Source organism: Ahrensia sp. R2A130 (assembly GCF_000179775.1).
GTDB lineage: Bacteria > Pseudomonadota > Alphaproteobacteria > Rhizobiales > Rhizobiaceae > Pseudahrensia.
On record NZ_AEEB01000004.1, the window covers coordinates 76,309 to 101,105 of the forward strand.

At 57.3% G+C, this 24,797-nt stretch carries 24 protein-coding genes; 5 read left to right on the forward strand and 19 right to left on the reverse strand.

Going from position 1 to position 24,797, the window contains the following annotated elements; all coding sequences use genetic code 11:
- Positions 1 to 52: 52 nt before the first annotated feature.
- The 8 genes from R2A130_RS05820 to R2A130_RS05855 form a co-directional block, all read right to left on the reverse strand.
- Positions 53 to 1,333, reverse strand: a complete 1,281-nt coding sequence (locus R2A130_RS05820) for a CpaE family protein (protein WP_156798421.1) — start codon at positions 1,331 to 1,333, stop codon at positions 53 to 55.
- Positions 1,334 to 1,747: 414 nt separating this feature from the next.
- Positions 1,748 to 2,431: a CpaD family pilus assembly protein gene (locus R2A130_RS05825; protein WP_009464010.1), complete on the reverse strand. Its 684-nt coding sequence runs from the start codon at positions 2,429 to 2,431 to the stop codon at positions 1,748 to 1,750.
- A gap of 30 nt (positions 2,432 to 2,461) precedes the next feature.
- Positions 2,462 to 4,096 (reverse strand): type II and III secretion system protein family protein, encoded by a 1,635-nt coding sequence (locus R2A130_RS05830; protein ID WP_009464012.1) that lies wholly within the window; start codon positions 4,094 to 4,096, stop codon positions 2,462 to 2,464.
- The gene (gene cpaB, locus R2A130_RS05835) at positions 4,093 to 4,914 is read right to left on the reverse strand and encodes a Flp pilus assembly protein CpaB (protein WP_040305132.1); all 822 of its coding nucleotides are present in this window, start codon (positions 4,912 to 4,914) and stop codon (positions 4,093 to 4,095) included. The genes R2A130_RS05830 and cpaB overlap by 4 nt, the downstream gene beginning before the upstream one ends.
- Positions 4,915 to 5,146: 232 nt before the next feature.
- On the reverse strand, positions 5,147 to 5,692 hold the full coding sequence (locus tag R2A130_RS05840) for a prepilin peptidase (RefSeq protein WP_009464017.1): 546 nt from the start codon (positions 5,690 to 5,692) through the stop codon (positions 5,147 to 5,149).
- 160 nt (positions 5,693 to 5,852) lie between these two features.
- Positions 5,853 to 6,014, reverse strand: a complete 162-nt coding sequence (locus R2A130_RS05845) for a Flp family type IVb pilin (protein WP_009464019.1) — start codon at positions 6,012 to 6,014, stop codon at positions 5,853 to 5,855.
- Between the two features lie 244 nt (positions 6,015 to 6,258).
- Positions 6,259 to 6,414, reverse strand: coding sequence for a Flp family type IVb pilin (locus R2A130_RS05850; RefSeq protein WP_009464023.1), 156 nt, complete (start codon positions 6,412 to 6,414; stop codon positions 6,259 to 6,261).
- Positions 6,415 to 6,710: 296 nt separating this feature from the next.
- Positions 6,711 to 6,872: a Flp family type IVb pilin gene (locus R2A130_RS05855; RefSeq protein ID WP_009464025.1), complete on the reverse strand. Its 162-nt coding sequence runs from the start codon at positions 6,870 to 6,872 to the stop codon at positions 6,711 to 6,713.
- 331 nt (positions 6,873 to 7,203) lie between these two features.
- Here R2A130_RS05855 and R2A130_RS05860 point away from each other — a divergent pair, with 331 nt between their 5' ends.
- From R2A130_RS05860 to R2A130_RS17470, 3 genes are all read left to right on the forward strand, one after another.
- The gene (locus R2A130_RS05860; RefSeq protein ID WP_040305202.1) at positions 7,204 to 7,710 is read left to right on the forward strand and encodes a pilus assembly protein N-terminal domain-containing protein; all 507 of its coding nucleotides are present in this window, start codon (positions 7,204 to 7,206) and stop codon (positions 7,708 to 7,710) included.
- A 196-nt stretch (positions 7,711 to 7,906) separates the two neighbouring features.
- Complete coding sequence (locus R2A130_RS05865) at positions 7,907 to 8,518, forward strand: TadE/TadG family type IV pilus assembly protein (protein ID WP_009464029.1); 612 nt, start codon at positions 7,907 to 7,909, stop codon at positions 8,516 to 8,518.
- Positions 8,519 to 8,573: 55 nt separating this feature from the next.
- Positions 8,574 to 9,188, forward strand: a complete 615-nt coding sequence (locus tag R2A130_RS17470) for a TadE/TadG family type IV pilus assembly protein (protein ID WP_009464031.1) — start codon at positions 8,574 to 8,576, stop codon at positions 9,186 to 9,188.
- A gap of 69 nt (positions 9,189 to 9,257) precedes the next feature.
- Here R2A130_RS17470 and R2A130_RS05875 read toward each other — a convergent pair whose 3' ends face one another.
- The 6 genes from R2A130_RS05875 to dapD form a co-directional block, all read right to left on the reverse strand.
- Positions 9,258 to 9,884, reverse strand: coding sequence for a hypothetical protein (locus R2A130_RS05875; protein ID WP_009464033.1), 627 nt, complete (start codon positions 9,882 to 9,884; stop codon positions 9,258 to 9,260).
- Positions 9,881 to 11,095 carry a succinyl-diaminopimelate desuccinylase gene (dapE, locus tag R2A130_RS05880; protein ID WP_009464035.1) on the reverse strand — a complete coding sequence of 405 codons (1,215 nt, stop codon included), beginning with the start codon at positions 11,093 to 11,095 and terminating at the stop codon, positions 9,881 to 9,883. The genes R2A130_RS05875 and dapE overlap by 4 nt, the downstream gene beginning before the upstream one ends.
- Positions 11,096 to 11,168: 73 nt before the next feature.
- A complete protein-coding gene (locus tag R2A130_RS05885; RefSeq protein ID WP_009464037.1) occupies positions 11,169 to 12,005 on the reverse strand; it encodes an MBL fold metallo-hydrolase in 837 nt (278 codons plus the stop codon).
- A gap of 75 nt (positions 12,006 to 12,080) precedes the next feature.
- Positions 12,081 to 12,641 carry a DUF805 domain-containing protein gene (locus R2A130_RS05890; protein ID WP_040305136.1) on the reverse strand — a complete coding sequence of 187 codons (561 nt, stop codon included), beginning with the start codon at positions 12,639 to 12,641 and terminating at the stop codon, positions 12,081 to 12,083.
- A 27-nt stretch (positions 12,642 to 12,668) separates the two neighbouring features.
- Positions 12,669 to 13,118, reverse strand: a complete 450-nt coding sequence (locus R2A130_RS05895) for a hypothetical protein (protein ID WP_009464041.1) — start codon at positions 13,116 to 13,118, stop codon at positions 12,669 to 12,671.
- A 95-nt stretch (positions 13,119 to 13,213) separates the two neighbouring features.
- On the reverse strand, positions 13,214 to 14,056 hold the full coding sequence (dapD, locus tag R2A130_RS05900) for a 2,3,4,5-tetrahydropyridine-2,6-dicarboxylate N-succinyltransferase (RefSeq protein WP_009464043.1): 843 nt from the start codon (positions 14,054 to 14,056) through the stop codon (positions 13,214 to 13,216).
- 151 nt (positions 14,057 to 14,207) lie between these two features.
- Between dapD and R2A130_RS05905 the strand changes: the two genes are divergently transcribed.
- Positions 14,208 to 15,056 (forward strand): LOG family protein, encoded by an 849-nt coding sequence (locus R2A130_RS05905; protein WP_040305206.1) that lies wholly within the window; start codon positions 14,208 to 14,210, stop codon positions 15,054 to 15,056.
- A complete protein-coding gene (gene yihA / locus R2A130_RS05910; RefSeq protein ID WP_009464046.1) occupies positions 15,053 to 15,754 on the forward strand; it encodes a ribosome biogenesis GTP-binding protein YihA/YsxC in 702 nt (233 codons plus the stop codon). The genes R2A130_RS05905 and yihA overlap by 4 nt, the downstream gene beginning before the upstream one ends.
- On the opposite strand, the gene R2A130_RS05915 is transcribed toward yihA, so the two are convergent.
- From R2A130_RS05915 to addB, 5 genes are all read right to left on the reverse strand, one after another.
- Entirely contained in the window at positions 15,751 to 16,470 is a 720-nt protein-coding gene (locus R2A130_RS05915) for a pyrimidine 5'-nucleotidase (protein WP_009464047.1), read from the reverse strand. The genes yihA and R2A130_RS05915 overlap by 4 nt on opposite strands.
- Before the next feature lie 2 nt (positions 16,471 to 16,472).
- Positions 16,473 to 17,420, reverse strand: a complete 948-nt coding sequence (gene argB, locus R2A130_RS05920) for an acetylglutamate kinase (RefSeq protein WP_009464048.1) — start codon at positions 17,418 to 17,420, stop codon at positions 16,473 to 16,475.
- Positions 17,421 to 17,531: 111 nt separating this feature from the next.
- Complete coding sequence (trxA, locus tag R2A130_RS05925; RefSeq protein ID WP_009464049.1) at positions 17,532 to 17,852, reverse strand: thioredoxin; 321 nt, start codon at positions 17,850 to 17,852, stop codon at positions 17,532 to 17,534.
- Between the two features lie 142 nt (positions 17,853 to 17,994).
- Positions 17,995 to 21,582, reverse strand: a complete 3,588-nt coding sequence (addA, locus tag R2A130_RS05930; protein WP_009464050.1) for a double-strand break repair helicase AddA — start codon at positions 21,580 to 21,582, stop codon at positions 17,995 to 17,997.
- Positions 21,579 to 24,791, reverse strand: coding sequence for a double-strand break repair protein AddB (gene addB / locus R2A130_RS05935; RefSeq protein ID WP_009464051.1), 3,213 nt, complete (start codon positions 24,789 to 24,791; stop codon positions 21,579 to 21,581). The genes addA and addB overlap by 4 nt, the downstream gene beginning before the upstream one ends.
- Positions 24,792 to 24,797: the final 6 nt, after the last annotated feature.

Below are 24,797 nucleotides of genomic sequence, written 5' to 3' on the forward strand. Positions count from 1 at the left end.
TCATTACCCGTTTGCCAAGCTGCGGCGCTGCAAGCGCGCCATAAGCCAGCGATTACTTTTTGCGTGTCTTCAATTTCTGCAACAGTGAGCTAAGCCCCTTAGCCGCTGGTGGCTCGATGTCCCGGCGACCGGTGAGCACGGAAGCGAGTGTATCGAACATCTGCGCGATCTCGTGCTTGGCATCGGTTTCAGACACCATCTGCCCATTGTTTGCAGCCAGCCCGAAGAGAGCGGGATCGAATGGAATGACCGCTGCCGGTTGCAAGCCGAGTGGCTCCATGAAGGACTCCACATCGATTTCCGGACGCTTGGGAACGTTGCACTGGTTGAGAACAATCCAAGGTTTGCTGTCGTTGGGCCGCATCTCGTTCAGCGTATCGACCAGATTTTTGGTGTTGCGCAGGCTGGCGAGATCAGGCGTAGCGGTGATGACCACGCGGTCGGCATTGGCCAGAATTTCGCGCGTCCAACCGGTCCAGACATGTGGCAGGTCAATAATGACGTTGGGCGTGCCGCGTTGGGCAACCTCAAGCAGCTGATCGAAATCGTTGGCGTCGAAATCGTAATCACGATCCAGTGTCGATGGCGCTGCCAGCAATGACAGGTGGTCGGAACATTTTTCCAACAATCGGTCGAGGAACGTATCGTCGATGCGATCTGCGGAGAACACGGCCTCAGCAACGCCCTGTGGGGGGTCGCGGTCGAAGTCCATATTGGCTGTGCCGAATGCGAGATCGAGATCGGTGAGAACCACGTCGCTTTCAAAATTATCGGAAATCGCCCAGGCCACATTGTGACAGACCGTGGACGAACCAACGCCGCCCTTCGACCCGATAAATGCTATAGATTGTCCAAGTGGTTCCGCTTCCGGATTGACGAAAAGAGAACCGACAATCTCCATGATTTCCGTCATGGAGACAGGCGCGAACAGATATTCGGCAACACCCCGGGAAATCAATTCGCGATAGAGATGCACGTCGTTGCGATGACCGATCACCACCACGTTGGTGCCCTCGTCACAAACTTCCGACAGCTGTTCCAGTTCGGAGATCAACTGTTGGCCGACCAGCGAGGATTCCACAAGAATGAGGTTGGGCGTCGTAACCGTTTGATAGTGGGCAACGGCTGCTTGAATGCCGCCCATGTCGACCTTCACATGGGCTTTCGCCATGCGACGATCCTGCGATGTCTGGTGAATTTTCGAAGCCACGGGATCGGTTTCGCAAAATGCCTGAATGGAGACACGCGGGACCGGACGGATATGTGCAAAATCCTCCTGTGGCTCTTCCATGGTGGGCGCATAATGCGGCTGCTGCTGGGGAGCATCCATCATTGGCGGCATCATCGCAGCTGGCGCTTCCATAGCCTGAGCTTGGACCGGCGCTTCCGCATAGGCCTGTTGTGGCGTATCGAACGAGGATGGCGACGGCTCCATCGGCACATCTTCGCCGCCATATTCATGGCCACCAGTGGGTGCGGCAGGCGGTGCCATCATTGGCTCACCCATCATCGACGGGTCAAAAGCGGGGGGGGCCATATGGACTTCGCCACCAAGTGGCTGCGGCTCAAGGGGAGCATTAGGATCCTGAACATCCAGCGGCACATCGTGTTCGCCACCCACGTGTTCCATCTGGTCGGAATGCGGGCTTGGGGTTTGCAGGTGGGGATTGGAATGGGCCGGATCGGACATGATACTCTTCGGCTTTTCTGATGATGGGCTACAGGAAGGGGTGCGGTAGTTTGCGCCCTAGTTGGCAAACACGGAGTTAGCGGCGGGCGGCAAATCTGTCGTACCTTCGCGATAATCTTCGATAACGTTGTTGCGACGCTCGGCATCGGCCTGTGTCATGCCGCGAGGAGCGACAAGGTCCGAAGGATTAGCGATCTGGGCGGCCATATTGTTTTGGTTCGCGCAGCCGAAATTATGCCAGTTCTGGTTATCCAGATTGGGTCCGGCGAGATCTTCAGGCCACTTGCCACATCGTTCAACGCTGGCTTGCACCGCATGATAGGAGACGCGAATTGGCGCTGCTGAACCGTGGCGCGAAGCATCGTAGCTCGTCGTCACGATTGATGATGGCGGCACACCTTCGCGGCGCAGAATTTCTGCAACCTGATGAGACATGCTTCTGGCAGCACTTGCATTGGGCGAGTGGCGCGGAATCATAATCGTCATCGTACCGCTGGGGGAGCGGCGGTATTTGGAGGCAAAACCTTCCGTCGCACTCTCCTGCGCCCTCGGCAGCCTCACGGTATCGGAACCCACGGGAATATCGAGCGTCTGCTCTTTCTCGTCGATCACGATCGGGTGCCGTGTCTTGTAGTTGCTGTCGACGGAACCGACGGTGAAGTTGTCCTTGCTGTAACCTCCGCAGGCCGACAGCACGCTGGCAGCGAGGAGAAGAGCGAGGGAATTGCTGATACGGGTCATGACGAAATACTGCCGATCAATCTTGAAGGATCACTTGAGGATGAAGCCGATGGAGCCGGTATATCGGCCCTTGGGCAGGTTGCCCTGTTTGGTGCCATAGACGCGGTTCACGCGACCCATGAAAATGCCAGCCGGTTCGGACGCTGGCTGAAAGCCTTCATCCGGATTGGCAAGCTTGGCCCGTGCCACTGGCCGCACCAGATATGGTGTGACGATGATAACGAGCTCGGTCTCTGAACGATGAAATTCACGGCTGCGAAACAAGGCACCGAAGATGGGCAGTTTCGACAGACCCGGAAAACCGGAGATGTTCTGGCGAAGATCGTCCTGGATGAGACCGGCAATCGCCATGGAACCACCCGATGGAAGTTCCACCGTGGTCGATGCAACTCGCTCGCGGGTGCCGAAAAGGCCAGCATCTGAGCTGCGACCGGTTGAGCCATGCAAGCTTGGTTCTTTGACTTCGGTCTTCAGCTTCAGGCTGATACGACCTTCCGTCAGAACGGTGGGAATGAACTGCAGGCTGACGCCGTATTGGCGCTCTTCATATTCGATAGACGTGCCATTTTCATCGCGCTCAATCTGCTGCGGAGCCTGATAGGTGCCGCCTGCGCGGAACTCGGCAGCTTCACCGGAAATAGCGGTCAGTGTTGGTTCGGCAAGCATTCGGATCATGCCTGTGTGGTCGAGCACACGAAGCTGTGCATCCAATGTGTTCTGGCCCGATACGATATTGGCCGATCCACGAAGCCCTGCGCCGGCAATATTGCGCACGCTACCGCCCGCAATTGTGCTGAAGCCGAAGCCGCCCTCTGCCGCGTTGGTGAGAGATGTCGTAATGCCCAATTGCTTGACCACAGAGCGCTGGATCTCAACAATCGAAACCTTGAGCATCACCTGATCTTCGCCGTCGATCTTCAACAGATTGACGATTTCGGATGTCGGCGCATCGCCAAAAATGGACGATTGCTGCGCTGGATTGGTGGTCTGCTCGCCACCGCGAACAAAGATTTGTGCCAGCGACTGGGCTTTGGTCGAATCAGATGGTGTCGAAACACGGCCGGTGAGAACGATGTTATCGTTGATCATCTCAGCCTGAATGTCGGAATTCGGGATCAGGCGAGACAGAGTTTCTTCGAGGCCACTGATGTCGCGCTCAATCAAAATTTCCAGCGCGGCGATCTGGTTGCCACCGTTGTCGAAGACAAACACGTTGGTCTGGCCAACCTGCTTACCGAAAAGGTAAAGACGCTGGGATGTGCGCATCACGGCATCGGCGACGCCGGGGTTTGCAACCAGAACATCGTTGGCAACAGATGGCAGATCGACAACAAGAGATTTGTCGAGGCCAAGACGCACCAGTTTCGGCACCCGTGCATTACGCGCGGTGATGACGATGTGATTTTTGTCAGCCCGCAATTCACCAGCGACGGTCTGAGCCTTAGCGACGCCCATCTCGTGGATCGGGTGCAGAACAGGCGCAAAGCTCAATGCCGTGGCGAGGCTCCAAGCCATAAAGCCGCGAACGACAAGGCCTTTACGTGAACGTTTGGATGTCATGAGTGAACTCGCGGTTCTGTTGCCTAGGCCGGATGTGCTGGCTGCAGTGGCTGCAAATGGGGTGAAGGGCGAAAGCGGGCCGGAATTGTCGATGGGAGCGCTCATTTGCTGGGCTCCACTTCTTTGGCCTTGCCGTAGCGAATGATGCGGACGGTGCCGCGCGATTTGCGGTCGCCGGAAGACAGCAGCTTGCGGCCAGCCGACGTGCCTTCGATCTCGGCATCTTCAACACTGCGCAGTGCCAGAGTTAGGCCACGACGGTTGATCTGCTGCGCAGCTGCCACGATTTCTACCTGCTCGGCGGTCAGTTCCAGCGTTACGGTTTCGCCAACGGTGGACTTCTTGCCTTCCTCTTCCTCAATCAACTGATCGAGTGCGAGAACGCGTATGTTCTGGAGGATCGTATCCGTGATGATGACATTTTGTTCGCCATCCTGCTGACGGGCCATGATAACGTCGACGTGGTCGTTTGGAAGGATGAAGCCACCGGCAGAGGAGCTTGCGGTGATTTCGATAGCGACCGCGCGCTTACCAGCGGGCAGGATTGCGGAAAGATAACCGCTGTCGGAGCGCACAATCTTGGCATCACGAATGGGTTCGCCTGCAAAGAAGGATGAGCGGGCAATGGCACCAGAAAAATCTTTGATCGCTTCGGGCGCATCTTTTTGCGTTACGAAAGAAGGACGAACACCGGTTTCGGGCCACTCTTCAAAACGCATATTATTTTCCGAAAGCGTCGTGCCCTGGGGCACATCAGCCACCGCAACAAGAACAAGCCTTGTGGGAATGGTTGGGATTGCGGGACCATTGTCGGTCTGGACGACGACCTGAGCTGGCGGCTCGCTCATATTCATTACCAGGTAGCCTGCGCCCAGTGAGGCGACGAGCGCTACGGCGATGAGAACTAATTGGACCGGTTTCATGAAGGCTAACCCCGAAGCAAAACGTGACAGTGGGCGCAAATACGCTTGCCATAAGTTTTGACGGCCATTGGTGCAGATAGGGTTAACGGGGAATTGCTAAGTGTAGTGAACAGAAGATTACCGACAGAAGAGCCGGTTCAGCAGGTGTTCAAACCGCATTCCAAAACAAAAAAGGACCACCTTTCGGCAGCCCTTGCACCATCACCAATGTGACGTGAAATAACATGAGCGCTTACAGGCTGGCGCGTGCAGCAGACGTAACCCATGGGGAAATGGTGAAGACCACCAAAGCGGCCGGGCCAAGTGCCAAGCCATAGGGAATACCTTCCTTCCGGTCGAGCACCTTGGCCATAACGCGCCAGTCACGAAATGCTTGGGGAAGCCTCGGTTTTGCCTTGCGCAATCCAACGATCACCAAGGTCACCACCGCACCCAACAGCGAAGCTGCCAGAATGTAGGGTAGCGTGAGGCCGAGACCGAGCCAGAGAGAAACGGCAGCGATAAGCTTTGCATCGCCTCCCCCCATCACACCCATTGAAAAGAACGACATGCCCATGACAAGCGCGGCAACGGCAACGCTGGAATGAATGGCAATCGCTTGCCAACCCATTCCGCTAAGCGGAGCAAGAATGAAAAAGCCCAGCACCAAAACACCACAGGTGAGGTTGGAAATTTTCATCGATAGCAAATCAGAAAACGTCGCGTAGATGACGCAGAGCGGGAAAACCGTAAGAACCGCAAACGCGACGATATGGTCGAAGGTCAATTCAAAAGGCACGGGAAACTTCCCCCAAGGGATACGCAATACTGCAGACACCCTAACGACCAAGACTTGCCCTAAGGTTAAGCAATCAACTTCAAACGCAAAGCGGGGCCGCCCCGCAAAGGACAACCCCGCTGACCGCGAAAGACGCGGTTCTAAGCCGTAAGGCCAGCTCTTAGGTAAGGGCTGAACCGGCTGCACCAAGTTTGGTGTTCAGGTTGGTACCGATTGTCGTCATCGCGCCGATGGCAACGATGGAAATCAGAGCGGCCAGCAGGCCGTACTCGATTGCAGTTGCACCGGATTCGTCTTTGAAAAATTTCTTGAGGTTGGTCATGGGATCGATCCTTGTGTTCCATGGTTTGTTTACAGCAATCGTCGGAACTTTCCGCCCGATCGATTAATTCGAAACTAGCAAGGGGGTCTTGACGCCTTCCCAAGAAACGCAGTTCTCAAATCTTAAATTTATTGATCCGCATTGAACGTACCGCGAAGCAAAAAAGGCCGCCTCCTTTCGGAGACGACCCTTTTGTCGATTGGCATCCGGCGGCTGAAAAGCCTGCCGGTTGCGAAACCGGCTCTTAGGTAAGAGCTGTACCAGCTGCACCAAGTTTGGTGTTCAGGTTGGTACCGATTGTTGTCATCGCGCCGATAGCAACGATGGAGATCAGAGCAGCCAACAGGCCGTACTCGATTGCAGTTGCGCCGGACTCGTCTTTGAGAAATTTCATGAACATGGATAGATCCTTTGGTTCCGTTTGGTTTTACAGCAGCCGCCGGAACTTTCCGCCCGATCGGTTAAACACAACTTAGACAGCAGGTATTTCCGTCATGCGAACAAAGGTGGTTGGCATATCGTTAAATTGCACTTTTTTCTAAAAAATCGCTGCCGCCGCAAAATCAATTTTTCATATTGAACAAGAAAACTAACACGAAAAAGGGCCGCCTCCTTTCGGAGACGACCCTTCGATCGACCGGCGGCGGCTGCGGCTCCTACGTTAAAGAGCGCTGCCTGCCGCGAAGTCAGCTCTTCCTAGGAAAGAGCGGTACCGGCTGCACCAAGCTTGGTGTTCAGGTTCGTACCGATTGTAGTCATGGCGCCGATAGCGACGATCGAAATCAAAGCAGCCAGGAGGCCGTACTCGATTGCAGTTGCGCCGGACTCGTCTTTGAAGAAGCGTTTGATGTTGGTCATGGGAATAATCCTTATCCACGGTTGTTACAGCATTTTCCGCCGGAGTGTTTCCCCCGATCGGATAAGCCCAACTTAGAGCGGGGGTGTGCATCCCTCCCTAACAAATACGGTTAGCAAAACCTTCCTTCGCAAAACGCTTTCAGATGGTGAAAAAACCCTTGCTGTGACTGCACACATGTATTCCGATCCGACACCGAAAATACGCCCCTATAGAGAAGTGTATTTCGCAGGTGGTGAAACGAGATAAAATGACCGGGCTCTGAGACTTAAGAGCAACTTTACCATTATCGGCAAGGATGACTTCAGTATTGCGTAGCCCCCGGTGTTTTTCATGGCCAAATTCTCCCCGACTTCAGCTATCCGCAGCTTTGCGCTGGCTGGTGCATTTTTCGCTCCCATCATTGCTGCAACCGTTTTGCCAGTCGCAGCCCTTGCAGACGGGCACAGCGCCAAGAAGCATCTTGAAGTGGTGGTCGACCGCGCCCGCGTGGTGCGTATCGCAAAGCCTGCCGACACAGTAATCGTAGGCAATCCCTCAATCGTCGATGCTACGATCCAGGATGCACGCACACTCGTTCTTACCGGTCGCCTGTTCGGCGTGACAAACATCATAGTGCTGGACTCAGACGGCGACCCGATTGTCGATGAGACTGTCGTCGTCAAAGGCGAGGAAACGAACCTCGTGCATGTCTATCGTCAAGCCAATCGCGAAACGCTCGCTTGCGCTCCTGTGTGTCAGACAACCCTGACGCTCGGTGACGAGAAAGAACGTTTCGAGACGATCAACGGCCAAATCACCGCCCGTAACGGCTTGGCTGAAAGCGTCGGCGACGACTGAACCAAGGCACTGACATAGCGGCGTGATTTTTTGCTGGGTGCCAGCATGGTTACGCCGCCATTAATCCAACTATCGAATTTTAGCTATATCTCGAAACGTCGCTGAAACCCGCTGTGTCTAGGGTGGCCTCAAGAAAGAACCACAACAGACGTGCGACCGGCATCCGCTGAACGCACAAAAAGACGGGTTGGAGACTATGAGCTACACACCTAACACATTTGCACCACTGGCCGCAGAGCCTGAAGTGTTAGCTGCAAAACCTGCGCCCAAGCGTCGCCGTTTTATGCGTCGTTTCCGTCGCGATGACAGCGGTACGGCTACAATCGAATTTGCATTTGTGGCGATTCCACTGCTGACGATGATCATTGGCACGATGGAAGTTGGTATCGGCTATTTTGCTGACCGTACGCTGAATGCCGGCGTCGATAACGTGTCCCGCAAAATACGTACTGGCGAGGTCAAACCCGGTTCCATGAACCATGCCGAATTCAAGCAGTTGCTGTGCGATGAGCCTGTTATGCTGTTGTTCAAGTGCGGCGAGCTGATGGTCACCGTCGAAGAAGTGGGCAGCTTCCAGCCGAAAAACCAACCGCAGCGCGATGCCAATGGTGACATCGTTTATCAGCCTACATTCAACCCCGGTGGTCGCCTGTCGATCAACGTTGTGCAGGCCTATTACGAGTGGCCCACGATGTTGAATTTTCTCGATTTCCGCATCGACGACAAAGGCAACGGCATCGGCAACATGAGCGGCAACTTCAAGCGCGTTCTCAACGCCTCCACCGCCTTCATGAACGAACCCTATTGAGCCGGGCTTCCGCCCATTTCCTCAATCCAGTATTTTGCCTGAACGGAGAAACCCCGTGAAAAATCTTCTCAAACGTCCAAGTCTTTTATCCAGCGGCTTTCTGCGCCGTTTTCGTAAAGACGAGCGCGGCATTTCGATGGTCGAGTTCGCTTTGATCTCGCCAGCGCTGCTGTCGATGTATCTTGGTGCAATCGTTGCAACCCATATGGAGCACGCCTCCACCGCTGTGGGTAAAGTGACCGGCACGGTTGCCGACATCATCGCGCAATCCCCCGTGGTGGACCGCAGCATTATTGATGGCGCTTTTGCCGCCGGTGAAGCCATGATGTCCCAACAATATGCTGATGACCTGGAGATCGTTCTTACCGGTGTAATCGTTGAGCCTGTGCCTGGCGACAACAGCAACAACCCGCAGCGTCGCGGTCGTGTTGCGTGGACGGCCAGCCACCAGCGCGTATCGCTGGCGAAACCAAGCCGTGGCCAGACTTACCCGCTTCCCGACTGGGCCACAAAGCGGAACGGCTTCTACGTCGTCGCTAAGGGCCGACTCAAGCAGACGCCACTTTACGGCGACTATTTCAACGTGGGTGGCGACGGCAAGATGACGTATAATTACGAGAACATTTTCGTCCCACGCAGCAGCTTGGAAACGGAATGCTCCAACTGCTAATTGCGCAGAACATAAAATTTCAAGAGGCCGGTTTCGCCAAGCGAAGCCGGCCTCTTTTGTGAGGCGTTTCTAGGCGGGTGGAGGAGCGAAAGTCGCAAGCCCCACCCAACGCTCCAAAGTCGCGTTGACGATAACAGACGTCACGAGACTGACGGCAAAGAGCCATGCGCCCCGTCCCGGTGCCGCCTCCATCGAAATGGTCATGATTTGCCAGCCCGCAACAAGAATGCAGATAAGCAATCCTATGAATGTAAGATTGATCGCGACCTGAAGAGAAGGCAGCACCGCCTCGGCCAATATGAGCGGCAACACGACAAGGCTAACGACCGGCGCTGCCCAATTGTTGACGGTCACCATGGTTGGCACCCTGCGGCGCTCGTCTTCATTGGCAATCAGCATAATGATCAGGACCGACACACCATAGCTCGCCAAACCTATGATGAGGCTGGACAGAATATAGCCCAGCGCTGACCACTCGACCGGCAAACCTTCAGCCGCCAACTGTGCATCGATAGAACCGTAGCGGATGGAGTAGGCAGAAGCGTCGATCAGGCCCGCTATCAGCAGAGCGGCAAATGATATGGCGAATCCGGCAGCTGACAGATCCATCCGCGATAGGCCGGATGGTTTGGCGAGCATGATCTCGATAGCACCGCGGATGTTCTCTACCGCACCGTCTTGGTTGGTCGCGCTCATGAGGTGCCTGACTTTGCGAAATAGCTCTCAATGAAACGGGCATAAATGGCGGTCAGCTGGTCAAGATCGGCCAGCGCTACGCGTTCGTCCACCTGATGCATGGTTTGACCCACTAGGCCGAATTCCACCACGGAGCATACATCCTTGATGAAGCGCGCGTCCGACGTGCCACCACCGGTCGAGGTTTCAGGCCGACGTCCGATCACGTCCTCCACCGCACCAGCAAGGGAATCAATCAACGTGTCATCGCGGGTGAGGAACACGTGGCTTGGGCGCTCGGTATAGACGACGTCGAAGCGCACCGGCGGGCGTGCCCCATCTGGAAGATCGGGCCGCACGGCGTTGCTTTCAGATGCAACTGCCAATCGCCGTTCGATCTCGGCCTTCACACTATCCGCGGTCCATGTGTCGTTGAAGCGGATGTTGAACCGGGCGGTGGCTTGTTGCGCCACAACGTTGAACGCCGGGTTGCCAATATCGATAGAGGTGACTTCCAGATTGGTGGGTTGGAAGTCTTCCGTACCTTCGTCAAATGGTTCGGCCATCAGGGCATTGCACAGCGCTACAATCCCCCGCGCTGGATTGTCGGCCAGATGCGGATAGGCCGCGTGGCCCTGTGTGCCGTGAACCGTGACCGTGCCGGAGACCGAACCGCGCCGGCCAATCTTGATCGCGTCGCCAAGCTGGTTCGGGTTTGTGGGTTCGCCCACCACGCAAGCGTCGATTTTTTCTCCACGTTCAACGAGCCAATCGAGAACGGCACTGGTGCCATTCACCGCCGGGCCTTCTTCATCGCCTGTGATGAGGAATGAGATGGAACCGGGGACAGGTTTCCCCGCTGCGATGTGTTGTTCTACGGCGGCGAGAAAACACGCGATGCCGCCTTTCATATCAACCGCGCCACGGCCGATCATCTCTCCATCCACCACATCGCCCTGAAAAGGTCCGCTGGTCCACGCGGCTTCATCGCCGGTGGGCACCACATCGGTGTGACCTGCAAAGCAAAGGTTGGGTGAAGCGTTGCCCAGTCGCGCGTAGAGATTTTCGACATCCGGCGTTCCCGGTGCGGTCGAAACACGGCGCTCGACGGTGAAGCCCAAGGGCTCCAGTCGTTTTTGAAGCACGGTGAGCGCACCGCCCTCCTCCGGCGTCACGGATGGGCAAGCGATAAGGTCGCGCAGAAGCGCGGCGGAATGTGAAAGATCGGTCATAGCGCCCTTATGACAGAGCCACCGAACGCTTCAAGCAAACATGGCGTAACAAGCTTGGCTGACTACAGCCAAGCTATTCCTCGTAGCGCGGTGAATACGAAACGCCGGGCAGCAACATGACTGTCGGTTGTTTCGGCAAGGTGCGCAGCGATAAAACAAGCCGCCTATCGCGGATCGTTTCCACCGGATAGCCATCACCCAAGTGTTGCAGAAAGCGCGGCAAGGCACCGGCAAAACGCACATGCATCGGTAGGATCACCGAAGACCGCAACTGGTCGAGCATAATGCGCACCGCATCATGCGAAAGCGTTAGGCCGCCATCGACCGGCACCATGACCACGTCCAGCCGTCCGATTTTAGCGATGTGCTCGTCAGTCAGTTTGTGGTGCAAATGGCCGAGATGGCCGATGCACAGGCCTGCCACTTCGAAGATGAAAATCGAATTTCCATCCTTCACCGTACCGAAGCGCAGCATGTCGGTGGTGACATTGCGCACCAGCACGTCGCCAACTTCCAGATGATGATCTGCAGGCCCCTCACCCTCGCCCCAGCCAGGTAGCACGGTGCTGATCTTCGGGTCCGGGTTCATGGTGTAGTGTGAGGAATGTGCGCGGTTCATCGTAACAATGGTCGGCAGGCGCGGGTCTGCGGTGTAGCCTGCGTAGTCGGTGACGATGCGCTCACCCCCAGCCGTTTCGATAAGGTACATCGAGTGGCCTTCAAACGAGATGGCAACCTCGTATTGGCCGAGCTTTCCAGAAGCTGCGTATTGGACGGGAACACCGTCACGCTGGAGATTGTCTGCAACGGCAAGGCATGTGCTGGGCGGACGACTTTGCGCGGCGGCTGGTAACAGCGCGGCGGCGTATGCGCTCATCGATAGAGCGGCGGCGGCAAACAGGCGGAACATGGCTGGCTCTCCGGTTGCAACTTGCACCCAAAGCCTAAGCAGAAATTCAGCGCTGCGGAAGTGGCCGAAACATTACTATTTGCCGCGCCCTTGTCGGCCCAATCTCGGGTTACGCTCACGCTCGACCTTTTCTTTCGCTTCGCGTTTGTCACGCTCCCGCGTTTTCTCCGCCATGCGCTCACGCAATCGCAACTTGGGTGAGCGGGTGTCGACCGGCTTGTCGTTACGCGGCACAGGCGGGGGACCGAAGGCGTTCATTTTTGCCTCACCGCGCCACATGGCCAGAAATATCAATGCGATAGGGGCAAAGCCACCTAGCGGCGCAAGAACGACAGAACCGCCAATAGCAATGAGAGATACCCAGCCCGGAAAACCAATGTCCTGAATGCGTTTCCACACCAGCATCAACATGCACCAGACGGTTACAGGCAGGCCCAGGGCGACGAGAACAGCAGGCCCATCGGTAATGGTGCCGTCCACAGCGAACACAGATTGCAGCACGATCACGATGCCAAAATAAAACAACGCCACGGCGAAAAAGCCGAGAACGTAGGTTTTGCCACGAATCCTGCCACGAGGAGAGAACAAGGCCCACCCCAGCGAGCGCTCAGCGCCTGTACCTAGCAATCTCGACATCGTTGGCCCCCTTTCGGAGCAAGTTACCTAGCTTGTTGGCGTACCTGTCTTGCGTGTACCGTTGGGCTTTTTGACTGGCGCAACGCTTGCGCCAACCTTCTGCAAATTGATGTTTACCGGATTGGGATAATGATCCAACGCTGCGCCAGTGGCCGCATCCACACCAATACCAACGATGCCACCGACAAGCACATTACCAGCAAGTCCCGCAGCGCCACCGCCCTGCACTTTCGTCAACACGGGAACTGTCTGCGGCGTGTAGCCGGGCGCAGTGGCTGTAACTGTGAACTTGTCTTTGCGCTTCACGATTATCGTGCAGGGGCTGGACGTACAGTTCTTACCAAGGCTCGTCGTCACCTGCGCGTTTGCGGGTGTGTAGTTTATGACGATGGCTTCCGTCGTGCCACGCGCGATGGACGCGCAGCCGGTCAACAGAAGCGCAGCCATTGCAGCACTGCCAAATTTCAAAAATATCATGGCCTGCCCGCCCTGTGAAAACTTGCGAAAAGAAAAAGGCCCGTCCGACCGGACGAGCCCTTGTGTCATGATCTAGCTACCGTGGCTTACACGAGTCAATCACGCAGCAATTCGTTGATGCCGGTTTTGGAGCGGGTGCGCTCGTCCACGGTTTTCACGATCACGGCGCAGTAGAGATTCGGTCCTGTATCGCCATTGCCCATGGGTTTGCTCGGCATGGAACCGGCCACGACCACGGAATAAGGCGGCACTTCACCGTAGGAAATTTCACCGGTGGCGCGGTTCACGATTTTTGTGGACTGGCCGATATAGACGCCCATGCCCAGCACCGAACCTTCGCGGACGATACAGCCTTCGACGACTTCCGACCGTGCGCCGATAAAGCAGTTGTCTTCGATGATCGTCGGGCCAGCCTGAAGCGGCTCCAAAACGCCGCCGATGCCAACGCCGCCTGACAGGTGAACGTTCTTGCCGATCTGCGCGCAGGAACCAACGGTTGCCCAGCCATCAACCATGGAGCCATCATCGACGTAGGCACCAAGGTTCACGAAGGACGGCATGAGGACGACGTTCTTGCCGATGAAAGCGCCTTGGCGGCAGATGGAACCGGGCACAGCACGGAAGCCGGCGGCGCGGAACTGCTCTGCGCCCCAACCTTCGAACTTGGACGGCACTTTGTCCCACCAGGTCGAATTGCCCGACCCGCCACCGATGACTTCCATATCGTTCAGGCGGAAAGACAGCAGCACGGCTTGCTTGAGCCACTGGTTGACGGTCCATGTGCCATCAGCGCCGCGTTCAGCGACACGGGCCGTGCCGTTGTCGAGCATGGCAAGCGCCTGCTCCACCGCATCGCGCACCGCACCGGTGGTGGATGTGGAGATGTTATCGCGGTCTTCGAAGGCGGCTTCGATGGTGGCTTGCAGGTCTGCGCTCATGATTGTGAACTTTCGGGAGACGAAGGATTTAATGGCTTTATACTGCGCCTTTCGCAGGCGGCAAGCGCGACGGACGAAGCTATATTTTTGACGGGGCGCAGTGCGACAGCTATTGCCGGTTCGTCACCCGCTTTTGCAGAACCGCTTCGTCATGGCCTTCGATCCGCACAGTCGCCCGCACAACCCGTTGAAACCTTCCGGCAAGGACCGCGAGCAGGTGAAGTCGATACCCGACACGCCGCAGACGCGCTCTCCAGCCTACAAACTGGCGTTCGACGATCCTGACTTTCTGTGCCGTCCTGAATTGCGCCCCGTGCGCCTTCAGTTGGAACTGTTGAAGCCGGAGATGATGCTGGAAGAAGCGGGTATTCTATCGACCACCGTACTGTTCGGCGGCGCGCGTATCGCAGAACCAGGCACCGACCCATGGGCTGCCAGGAACGATGTGCAGCGCGAAAGCCTTAAGAAGAGTTCAAAATACTACACCGAAGCGCGCAAATTCGCGCAGCTTTCATCAGAAGCATCGAAGGCAACCGGTTTCACCGAATACGTCGTCGTCACCGGCGGCGGCCCCGGTGTGATGGAGGCAGGTTCGCGTGGCGCGCTGGACGTGGGTGCGCCCAATATCGGCCTCAACATCGTGCTGCCCCACGAGCAGGCGCCAAACGAATATGTGACGCCTGAGTTCTCTTTCAACTTCCACTATTTCGCGATCCGCAAGATGCATTTCCTAATGCGGGCCTCATCCGTCGCGGTGTTCCCCGGCGGTTTCGGCACGCTGGACGAGTTCTTCGAAACGCTGACGCTCATCCAGACAGGACGCATGGAACGGGTGCCTGTTCTGCTGTTCGGCAAGTCGTTCTGGGGCCGCGTCATCAACATGGAAGCGCTGGCCGAAGAAGGCACTATTTCACCAGACGACACCGACCTGTTCACCGTCGTGGACACAGCAGAAGAGGGCTGGAAAGTCGTCTCGGATTTTTATGGGCTGACCAAATGAACGTTGAAAATTACGTCTCCCCCGCACCGGGCAGCGACGCAGAACGCGAACGCTATGCAGACCTGAAAGGCCGTGGCCGAAAACTGTTTGGCGGCGACTGGCAGTTCGTCCGCGGCGTACCCGCCATGAAATTCCTGCCCGAAGAAGGGCCGCCGGAAATCGCTTTTGCAGGTCGGTCCAATGTCGGCAAATCATCGCTCATCAACGCGCTGACGGCGACCAAAGGTTTGGCGCGGACATCAAACACACCGGGACGGACGCAGGAATTGAATTTCTTCACGCCGGATGCAGAATTCGAAGACGGCCTGCCGCCCATCGCACTGGTGGACATGCCCGGCTACGGCTTTGCCAAAGCGCCGAAAGATGCGGTTGACGCATGGACGAAATTGATCTTTTCATACCTGCGTGGCCGCACGACGTTGAAGCGCGTTTACGTACTGATCGATGCTCGCCACGGCGTGAAGAAGAACGACGAGGAGGTCTTCGACCTTCTCGATAAGGCCGCCGTTTCCTACCAGCTGGTGCTGACGAAGGCAGACAAGATCAAACCGCCAGCATTAGTAAAGCTACAGGCCGAAACGCTGGAGAAGATCGCCAAGCGCGCGGCTGCTTTCCCGTTCATCGTCTCGACGTCGAGCGAGAAGGGCCACGGCGTCGATGATCTCAAGGGGCAGATTCTCTACGCTATCGAGAACTAGGCGATAGCTTCCACAACGTCTGCAAGAAACGTGTCGAGGTTGTCCGTGGCGAAGTTCACGGCAGCGTCATTTTCCACCGCATGTTCCCAGCTTTCAGCGGAGAACTGCGAGCCTTTGGCAGGCAAAATGAGCACGGTCTTCATGCCAAGTGCTGATGGCACATCGAGATTGCGCGGCATGTCTTCGAACATAGCGGCGCGTTCAGGATGCACCTCGTGGTCGGCCAGGAATTTGCGATAAGGCCCTTCGGCGGGCTTCGGTTCAAGGTCGGCAGCGACGATGTCGAAGATCCGGTGGAAGTGTCGCGTGATGCCAAGGCGCTCCATGGTGCGCTCCGCATGGGGCACGTCGCCATTCGTGAAAATGTGTTTGCGGCCGGGCAGCGCCGCAATCAATTCGCCCAGCGCCGGGTTCGGATCGACAGGTGAATAGTCGATGTCGTGGACCTTATCGAGAAAGTCGTGCGGGTCGATTTCGTAGCGCTCCATCAGGCCGCGCAAAGTGGTGCCGTACTCGCGATAAAGTTCCTTTTGCAGCTTGCGGGCGGTGTCTTTGTCAGATCCAAGCAGCTCCGCCACGTAGTCGGTCATCTTCCAGTCGATCTGCGCGAACAGGTCTGAGTGGCGCGGGTATAGAGTGTTGTCGAGATCGAAAACCCATTCATCGATACCACCAAATTCTTCGCGTAGCGCTTCGCTCGTATAGCCAGATTGCATGCTCATGCTTTTGGTCCTTTGAAATCAGGGCCAAGATCACGGGCGAAATCATTCGGCACGATCATCGTGCCCGCACCCACATCGGTGAACAGTTCCAGCAACACGGCGTGGGGCGCGCGACCGTTGACGATGACCACAGCACCAACGCCTTTATCGAGCGCTTCAATACACGTTTCGACCTTTGGGATCATGCCGCCAGAAATCGTGCCATCGGCAATGAGCGAACGGGCTTCGGCCACAGTGAGTTGAGGCAGGAGTTCGCCCTGCTTATCCAGCACGCCGGGTACATCGGTGAGGAACAACAGGCGGTCTGCGTCCAACGCACCGGCAACGGCACCGGCAAACGTATCGGCGTTGACGTTGTAGGTCTGGCCATCCTCGCCGAACGCCACAGGCGCGACCACAGGAATGAGACCGGCGTCGGCTACCATGTGCAGCACGGAGACATCCACATGCTCCGGCTCGCCGACGAAACCGAGATCGACGATGGCTTCGATATTGCTGTTGGGGTCGCGCTTGGTGCGGCGCATTTTGGCCACGCGCACCATGTTACCGTCCTTGCCGCACAGCCCGATCGCACGCGCGCCTTGCGCGTTGAAATCGGCCACGATGCCTTTGTTGATGGAACCCGCCAACACCATCTCGACGACATCGACGGTGGCTTTATCGGTCACCCGCATGCCGTCGCGGAATTCGGACACGATACCGAGCTTTTCCAGCATCGCGCCGATTTGCGGCCCACCACCATGCACCACGATAGGCTCGACGCCGGACTGGTGAAGCAGTGCTACATCGCGGGCAAATGCCTGCCCCAGTTTCTTGTCGCCCATGGCATGGCCACCATATTTGATGACCACGGACTTGCCGCCATAGGCCTGCATGTACGGCAGCGCGTTGGACAGCAGTTCGGCTTGCAGGCTTCCGTCGAGGGGGGGCTTTGGATCGGACATGGAGCGGCTCGGCAGTTTCGATGTGCAGCAGTGCTACCCCATCACCGGCGCATAAAAAAGCACCGGACGGAAACCGTCCGGTGCCAAATTCATAATTCACATCTCGAAGCCTTAGACTTCGGAAGAAATCCAGCTCGACAATTTTTCCTTGGGCGCGGCACCAACCTGAATTGCCACCGGCTCCCCGCCTTTGAACATCAACAAAGTCGGGATAGAACGAACGCCATATTTAGAAGCTAGTTCAGGATTTTCATCCATGTTCACCTTGGCGATTTTCACCTTGTCGCCCATCTCGTTGGAAATTTCTTCCAGGCTCGGCGCAATCATTTTGCACGGGCCGCACCATTCCGCCCAGAAATCGACGACGACAGGTGTGTCGGAATTCAAAACGTCGGATTCAAAATTGGAATTATCGATTTTTACGGTGGCCATGGTGGCTCTCCTTTTGGGTCCCGGTTCGACACAAATGTGGAATCGGTGTGTTCGCCTCGTGGTGAACAGGTAGGGAGCGCACCGGACAGGGTCAAGAATGCAGGCCGTCTATTGCGCCGTCACAGTTTGGTGAAAGGCCGTTTCAGCGTTGCGAAAGTTCCGCCATAGCCTCGTCTAGCATGGCAGATGGCAACGTCATGATGCGGCGCTCTACGTCCTGCGCAGCCGTCCAGATCAAAGTCGCATAGACAGATTTGTCTGGATAAAGCCGCTGCACGATGGCGCGGTACAGGGCTAACTGCGTCACATAACTTGCCGGTGCAGCAGCTGCATCGGCAGGAACATGCTCCCCCGTTTTGAAGTCCAAAAGATACACCGCGTCTTCTGTCACCGCCATACGGTCTATCGTTCCGGTTACGGAACGCTGTGTGCCACCAATGTCCAAAACTCCCATAACCGCAACTTCAGCGCGGGACGTGGCGGGATCGAAAAGATCGGCAACACGAGGGTCTTCCACCACCTGCTGTACGCCATAGATGATGTTGGCGCTCATGGCAGGGTCCAGATTTCCGAGCTGTTGGTCGAGAATCCTCTCACCCATCGGCATACGGTCATTTTGCGCCACAACGGGCCAGAGTTCGAAGATGCGGTGGACAGCCGTGCCGAGTTTGCGCGGTGATGGACTGGAGTAGGCCGCAGCAGAAGGTGCGTCGGGCTCTAGCAGTGAAGGCACGGCACGCGGCTCGGTGCGCCCTTCATCTATCAACGCGGTTGCACCAGATGGGCTCAATGGTTTCGGCAAGTCCTTTGCCCGCTCCATAGGCTGCAACATAGTGGCAGGCAGCGGTGTTACGTCGACGACCTGCTTATCGGTTTGCGCGGGATTATCGCCTTCACGCTCCGCCCGGTCATGACTGTACCAACGGTGATGTTGGGGCACAGCACCCTGCGCTTCGACGTCACGCCAGGTGCCTTCCAGACCACGCTCCAGCATGTTGTACCAGCTGGGTTCAGGCACTTTGTCGGGGCCGGAAACACCGCAGGTGCCACACAGGATGAGGCGATCTTCAGCGCGGGTCATGGCAACGTAAAGCAGGCGACGATACTCGTTCTCGGCGCCGGTGTGTTCGCGCTCGAAGGCAGGGGTCGTAGCTGTGCCGTGCTGATTGGTTTTCGGCACCCACAGCCAACCGCCATTACGATTGTCGGCACTCTCCTGATCGCCCCAACGGTAAAGCGCGGGATAAAATTGCCCAGGCAACGCCTTGGATGACTTGTCCACCACGAAGACTACGGGAGCCTCCATGCCCTTGGCGGCATGGACGGTCATTATGCGAACCTGCTCGCCACGTTGGTCCAACTCGCGCTTTATTTCAGGTTGTTCGGTGGACAGGCGTTCGAGGAAATTCTGCAACCCCGGCAGGCCGCGGCTTTCGTGGTCCATGGTGGCGCTGGCAAAAGCGTCGAGCACGTCTTCGACTTCCGGCCCCAGTCGCGCCATGAACTTTCTGCGCCCGCCATCAGCCCCCAGTATGAGCGCGAAGAACTCATAAACAGGCAATATGTCAGCACGCCTGCGCCAGCCCTTGATCGTGTTCCAAGCAGCAGCGAATTTCGGTTCGTCCAGCTGGTCGCGCAATCCTTGGAACAGAGAGACATTGTGTTCCCGTACGGATCGATCGCGCATCACCGCGCCTTCCATGCGGGAGCGGGCCAGCTTGTAGAGGTCGTCCTCATCAAGGCCGATAAGAGGTGATTTCAGCAATCCAGCCAAAGCCAGATCGTCCTGCGGAGTGAGCATGACCTGAGCCAGCGCCATCAGGTCTTCTACGGCGATATGGTCGGTGATGGTCAGCCGGTCACTACCGGCAACTTCGACCTCGAGGCTTTTCAATTCGCGGTTCAGCGCGGTGACGAAAGCATCGCGCGAACGAACAAGCACCAATATATCACCAGCCTGCATAGCGCGGCCATTGGGCCCGAGCGGCTCGTTACCGATCCAGCTTTTGATCGTGCCAGCCACTTGCAAAGCCAGCTTTTCGGATGCGGCGATGGTGGCCTCTTGCTGGCTCGTCCAGTCCTCCGACTCTTCTGCCTTTTCAGCGGAGATCAGCGGCCAGACATCCACCTGCCCTGCCCCCTTACTGCGGGCAGCGTCGTGAATCGTACCTTCGCCTTGCGTCACGCCGGGCATGTTTTGCGGCACTTTGAAGACCGCATCCACCGCGTCCAGCACGTCAGCGGTAGAGCGGAAAGACAGGTTCAAATTGGCATTCTCGAATGTGCCACCAGCGTTCTTGCTCGCTCGTTCGAACAGCCTGCGGTGGGTATCGAAACTTTCCGGCCGCGCGCCCTGGAACGAGTAGATCGACTGTTTTTCGTCGCCCACGGCAAAGACGGTGCGATTGGTGTTGCGCGCGCCTTGGCCTGCGAAGAATTCCTCTACCAATGCGGATATCACCTGCCACTGACGCGGGCTGGTGTCCTGCGCCTCGTCCACCAACACATGATCGATGCCGAGATCGAGTTTGTAGAGCACCCATGCACGGGCATCAGCGCGGGTCAGGAGATCAGCGGCGCGGGCGATAAGATCATCGAAATCCAGCGCACCAACCTGTCGTTTGGAACGTTCGTAGCGGGCCGCGATAGCTTGGATAAAAGTGAGGAACGGCGCGGTGCGATGGATGGCGGACAGGGTCGCTTCCTGCGCGGCCGCCGCGATCAATCTGTCCTGTTCCGCATCGAAGCGATTTGCGAAATCCGGCAACAGGCCTTGCATGGCCTTGGGAACGAAGCTGGAAAATTTGCGCGGCTTTCCGCCGGTCTGAAGCACCGCGAGATAGGCGTCGTAGCGTTCATCCTCTACCGTGTGCAGGAATAGGTCGATGCGGTCCGCCAGCTTTATCGCATTGGCCGCGCCGGTATCGCGTGCCTCAGCGGACAGCGCCGTCCATTCCTCCATCGCGAACAGACTGGCCGCAACCGCACCATTGCGAAGGCTGGTCACAGTCTCGTCCACCGCAAAGCCATGTGCAGAGAGTGCGATCTCCGTAACACCCTCCGGTCCACCGCTCTCGGCCAACCATTTCGTCAGCACTTCGCGTTTGCTGATCGCTTCCGAAAGGCCTTGCTCTATCGCATGGTCGGTGGCCGCATCGAGGATGGCGTGAAAGGCTTTGCCAAGGTCGCTTTCAGGTGCTGCGTCGGCGTCCACAATTACATCGCGGCGCGCTTGTTCCAGCATCTGCTTGCCCTGCGCTTCGTCCAGTGCGGAGAAGTTGCCGGGCACGTTAGCCTCCAGCGGAAACTGGTGTAGCAGTGACTCGCAAAAGGCATGGATGGTCTGGATTTTCAACCCACCGGGCGTTTCCAATGCGCGGGCAAACAATGTGCGGGCGCGTTGGATTTTTTCGCGCGACGGCGCTTTGCAGTTGGGTCCTTCGAGTTCAACCAGCGCCGTCTTTAGCGCGTCGTCATCCAGGCTTGCAAAGCTCGCCAATGTCTCGAAGACACGGTTGGACATGACACCAGCGGCGGCCTTGGTGAAGGTCAAACACAAGATGCGGGAAGGATCAGTTCCGGCCAGCAAAAGGCGAACAACGCGCTGGGTGAGCACATAAGTTTTGCCGGAACCGGCATTGGCCGACACCCAAGCAGAATGGTCAGGCGCGGACGCTTTTGCCTGCTCGAGACTGGTCTGTGGCGGAATTATAAGGCCGGCGCGCTTCACGATGCATCCCCCGCGCTGTCATCGGCACCGTTCGACCATTCTCCCAAACGGGCAAGGTGATCGTAGTCTGACGAGTAGCTGCGCCGCTCTTTCGGCGGGCGATTATAAGAACGGTACGGCTGGCTCTTGTCGCGATATTTTTTGATCATCGCGCCAAGCCGCTTCCACGCTTCTTCTGCGATTTGCGTCGCCATATCTGGGTCGCCGTGATCGGGTTGCACAGCCATGTCAGCGAATTTTGGTGTGCCGGGAATAAGGCGCAGATAGCCAAAACCAGCGACCTCTCCCTGCAAATCATCTCCGAACGCTCCGCGAATTGTCATGGCAGCTTCGAGCGGCAATTGCGGTGCCTTCATATCGCGGGCGCGGGCAGCAGTTGGCGATGCGCCGGTCTTGTAGTCGTAGATGATAAAGCGGCCATCGACATCGCGGTCCATGCGGTCTGCACGCGCGGTGAGCGTAAAGCCGTTCAGGCCCTTCTCCGTTCGGCCACTGCGTTCGACCGTAACCTTATGGCCTCCAGCGATCTGGCGCGCGTGCCATGAAAGGAACTCTTCCGCGATCTCGGTGAAACGCGGCAACCATTGCGCGATGAATTCTTGCGGAATCTCAGCCTCGCCAAACACTGCCTTTGCACTCAACAGCAACTGATCCATGGCGTGGTCAGCTTCCGGATTGATACCGCTTCTGACGAATTCTTCGAAAACCTGATGGTACAATTCACCCCGTTCACGGGCATCCGCATCACGAATGAGCGGCTGTAATGGCTGCAGGCCCAAGATGTGTTTTGCATAGATTGCGTATGGATCTTCGATCCAAGTCGCTACCGCCGTTACAGACAAGCGGTTGGGACGAACATCGACAGGTGGTTTTGGCGCGGGGCGTTGGGCGGGCTTTTCCGTCTCTTTTGGAGCGTCAATTGCCGTAACCCAATCGGTGAATTTTCGACCCCGCTCCTGCATCGCAGTTGTTGCGTGCGAACCCGCAACAAGCATTAAACGCTGCACCCAGCGGGAGGCGACTGTGGGAGCGTTATCGGCACGGGCTGCCCGGGTGAGCACGACGTCTGCCATGCCCATCATCATCTGAAAATCGTGGGCGGCCAAACCCGTGCGGCGTTCTGGCGATGGCAAACCGAGCTGCGCCTTCATGGGGCGCGACAGGAACGGGTCGTTGCGGGCCGCTGCGGGCCATGTGCCTTCGTTCAGGCCGCCCAGCACCACGCGGTCGAACGTTTGCAGCCGCGCTTCCAACGGACCAAGAATGGCGATGCGGGGGTCGGTGCCACCCTGTGCGCGCACAGTGCGCTGACCCATCAGCGCATCAAACACATCGGGCCAATGGTCGGCGGTGGTGTCGAGCTCTTCGCCGCTATCCAGCAATTGCGCGAGGAAGCCGTGCAGCGCGGCACCATCTGTCGTGTTGTAGAAAGGAGCGAGTTCTCCATGCTCATCAATCGCCAACGCTTCGATGAAGGCCGTGGTGCATTGCCCCCAACGGTCGAGCGGTTGCTTCGTGTTCAGAACATCGTCTTCGATCAGCAAAACCGCTTCATCGAGACGTTGGCAGAAGTCGATCAGCAGCAACCACTCGTCATCACTCATCCGCACGATCGTGCTATGCGCGCGGGGTGTCTTCTCGTCTGCGATCACCTGCAGCAAAGTACGGCGCAGGGTCTGCGCGGCGTCTTCAAAAAACCCACGCTCCGGCGGCATAATCGCACCGCGCAGGATCGCAAGTTCCAACAAACGCGCACCGTGGCGAGCCTTCGCGCGCGGCAGGCCCAAACGTAGATCGGGATGTTTCAGCAAACCGGTGAGCGCAACGGGATCGATAGGCCCGAACGCCGTTGCCAGTGCAAGACGGGCGAAGGTTCCAGCAGGTCGGTTGCGCAAAGGCTGGCCTGCAGAATCATCCACCACGATGTCGAAACGACGCATCTCTACAGCGACACGGCGGGCGAGGTTTCTGTCAGGTGTAACGAGGGCGGCAGTTGCACCCTCGGTTTCGATTGTTTCGCGCAACGCGAGTGCAATTGCCAAAGCTTCCTGCCGCTCACCACGCGCTTCCACGATTGACACACCGGCCAGAGCTTCAGCCTTCTGCGCATCATCATACTTCGTTGCAAAGTCCTGCCATTTGTCGGTGGTGGCGGAAGGCCGCAACGCTTCGGAGACGATATGTTCGCGCACACGCAGCGGGCCGCTGTCGGGTTCGGCTGATAGCGTGATATGTTCGATTTCATCATGTCCGCGCGACAGTTTCATGCTGGTGAGCAGTTTCTTCAGGCCGTATTGCGGATGGCCGGGTGCGGTGCCGTCTTCGTTTTTTGCATTGTCCGGCAGATCGACTTTTGACCAACTTTCATCATCAAGATCACGGTCCAATCCCGGCAAAACGAGTGCACCATTTGGCAGTGCCGCAATTGCCTGCAGAAGGTCTGCCGTGGCGGGAATCGAACCGGTGGAACCGGCAGCAATAACCGGGCCGGTGCTGCCATGTTCACGATATTGCTGCGCCTGTTCGCGGATGAGACGACCGCGCAGACGGGCCGGTTCTTCCAGCCCGCGCTCGTGCAAAAATGCAGGCATGGCGTCGGACGCGATGGTGAGGAATTTTAGGGTCAGCTGCCACCAGTCCGCGTGGTCTGCGACGTCCAATAAATTAAGCTGCGACCATTCGATATCTTCAGTTGCGATGCTTTCCATGAGGCTGCCAAGCTCACCTGCGAAACCGATGGCGTCTGCCAGCGACGACGGCATGATGATGTCGCCACCGCCCATCATCGCGCGTTCATTTTCGCGCAGTGCCGATGCCCAACTGTGAACGAGGCGCGACAGGGTGAGCGTGTGGATGAACGGGTCGATGGCCTGCGCTTCGCTTGGAACCAACAGATCGTTACCCGCAACGAAGCGTTGGAATTCCAACCCCTCTTCATCGCCGTCGCCAAGGGTAACGATGCGGGGCAGGACGGCGGCGCGGTTACCGAGACGGGTGACGAACTGTGTGGCCAGCGAGCGAGCGGCACGGCGTGTCGGCACCCAAATCGTGACACCCGCCAGCGCCAGCGGATCGGATTCGGCGCCGTCTGCAAACGGCGCGAAACCTTCCACCAATTCACCGCAAACCAGCTTCTCCACAAGTGTTTGCAGAAATGCCGCTCCGGGGGGAATGGATACGATATTGTGGCGCGTGCCAGTGGCTCTCATCACAGC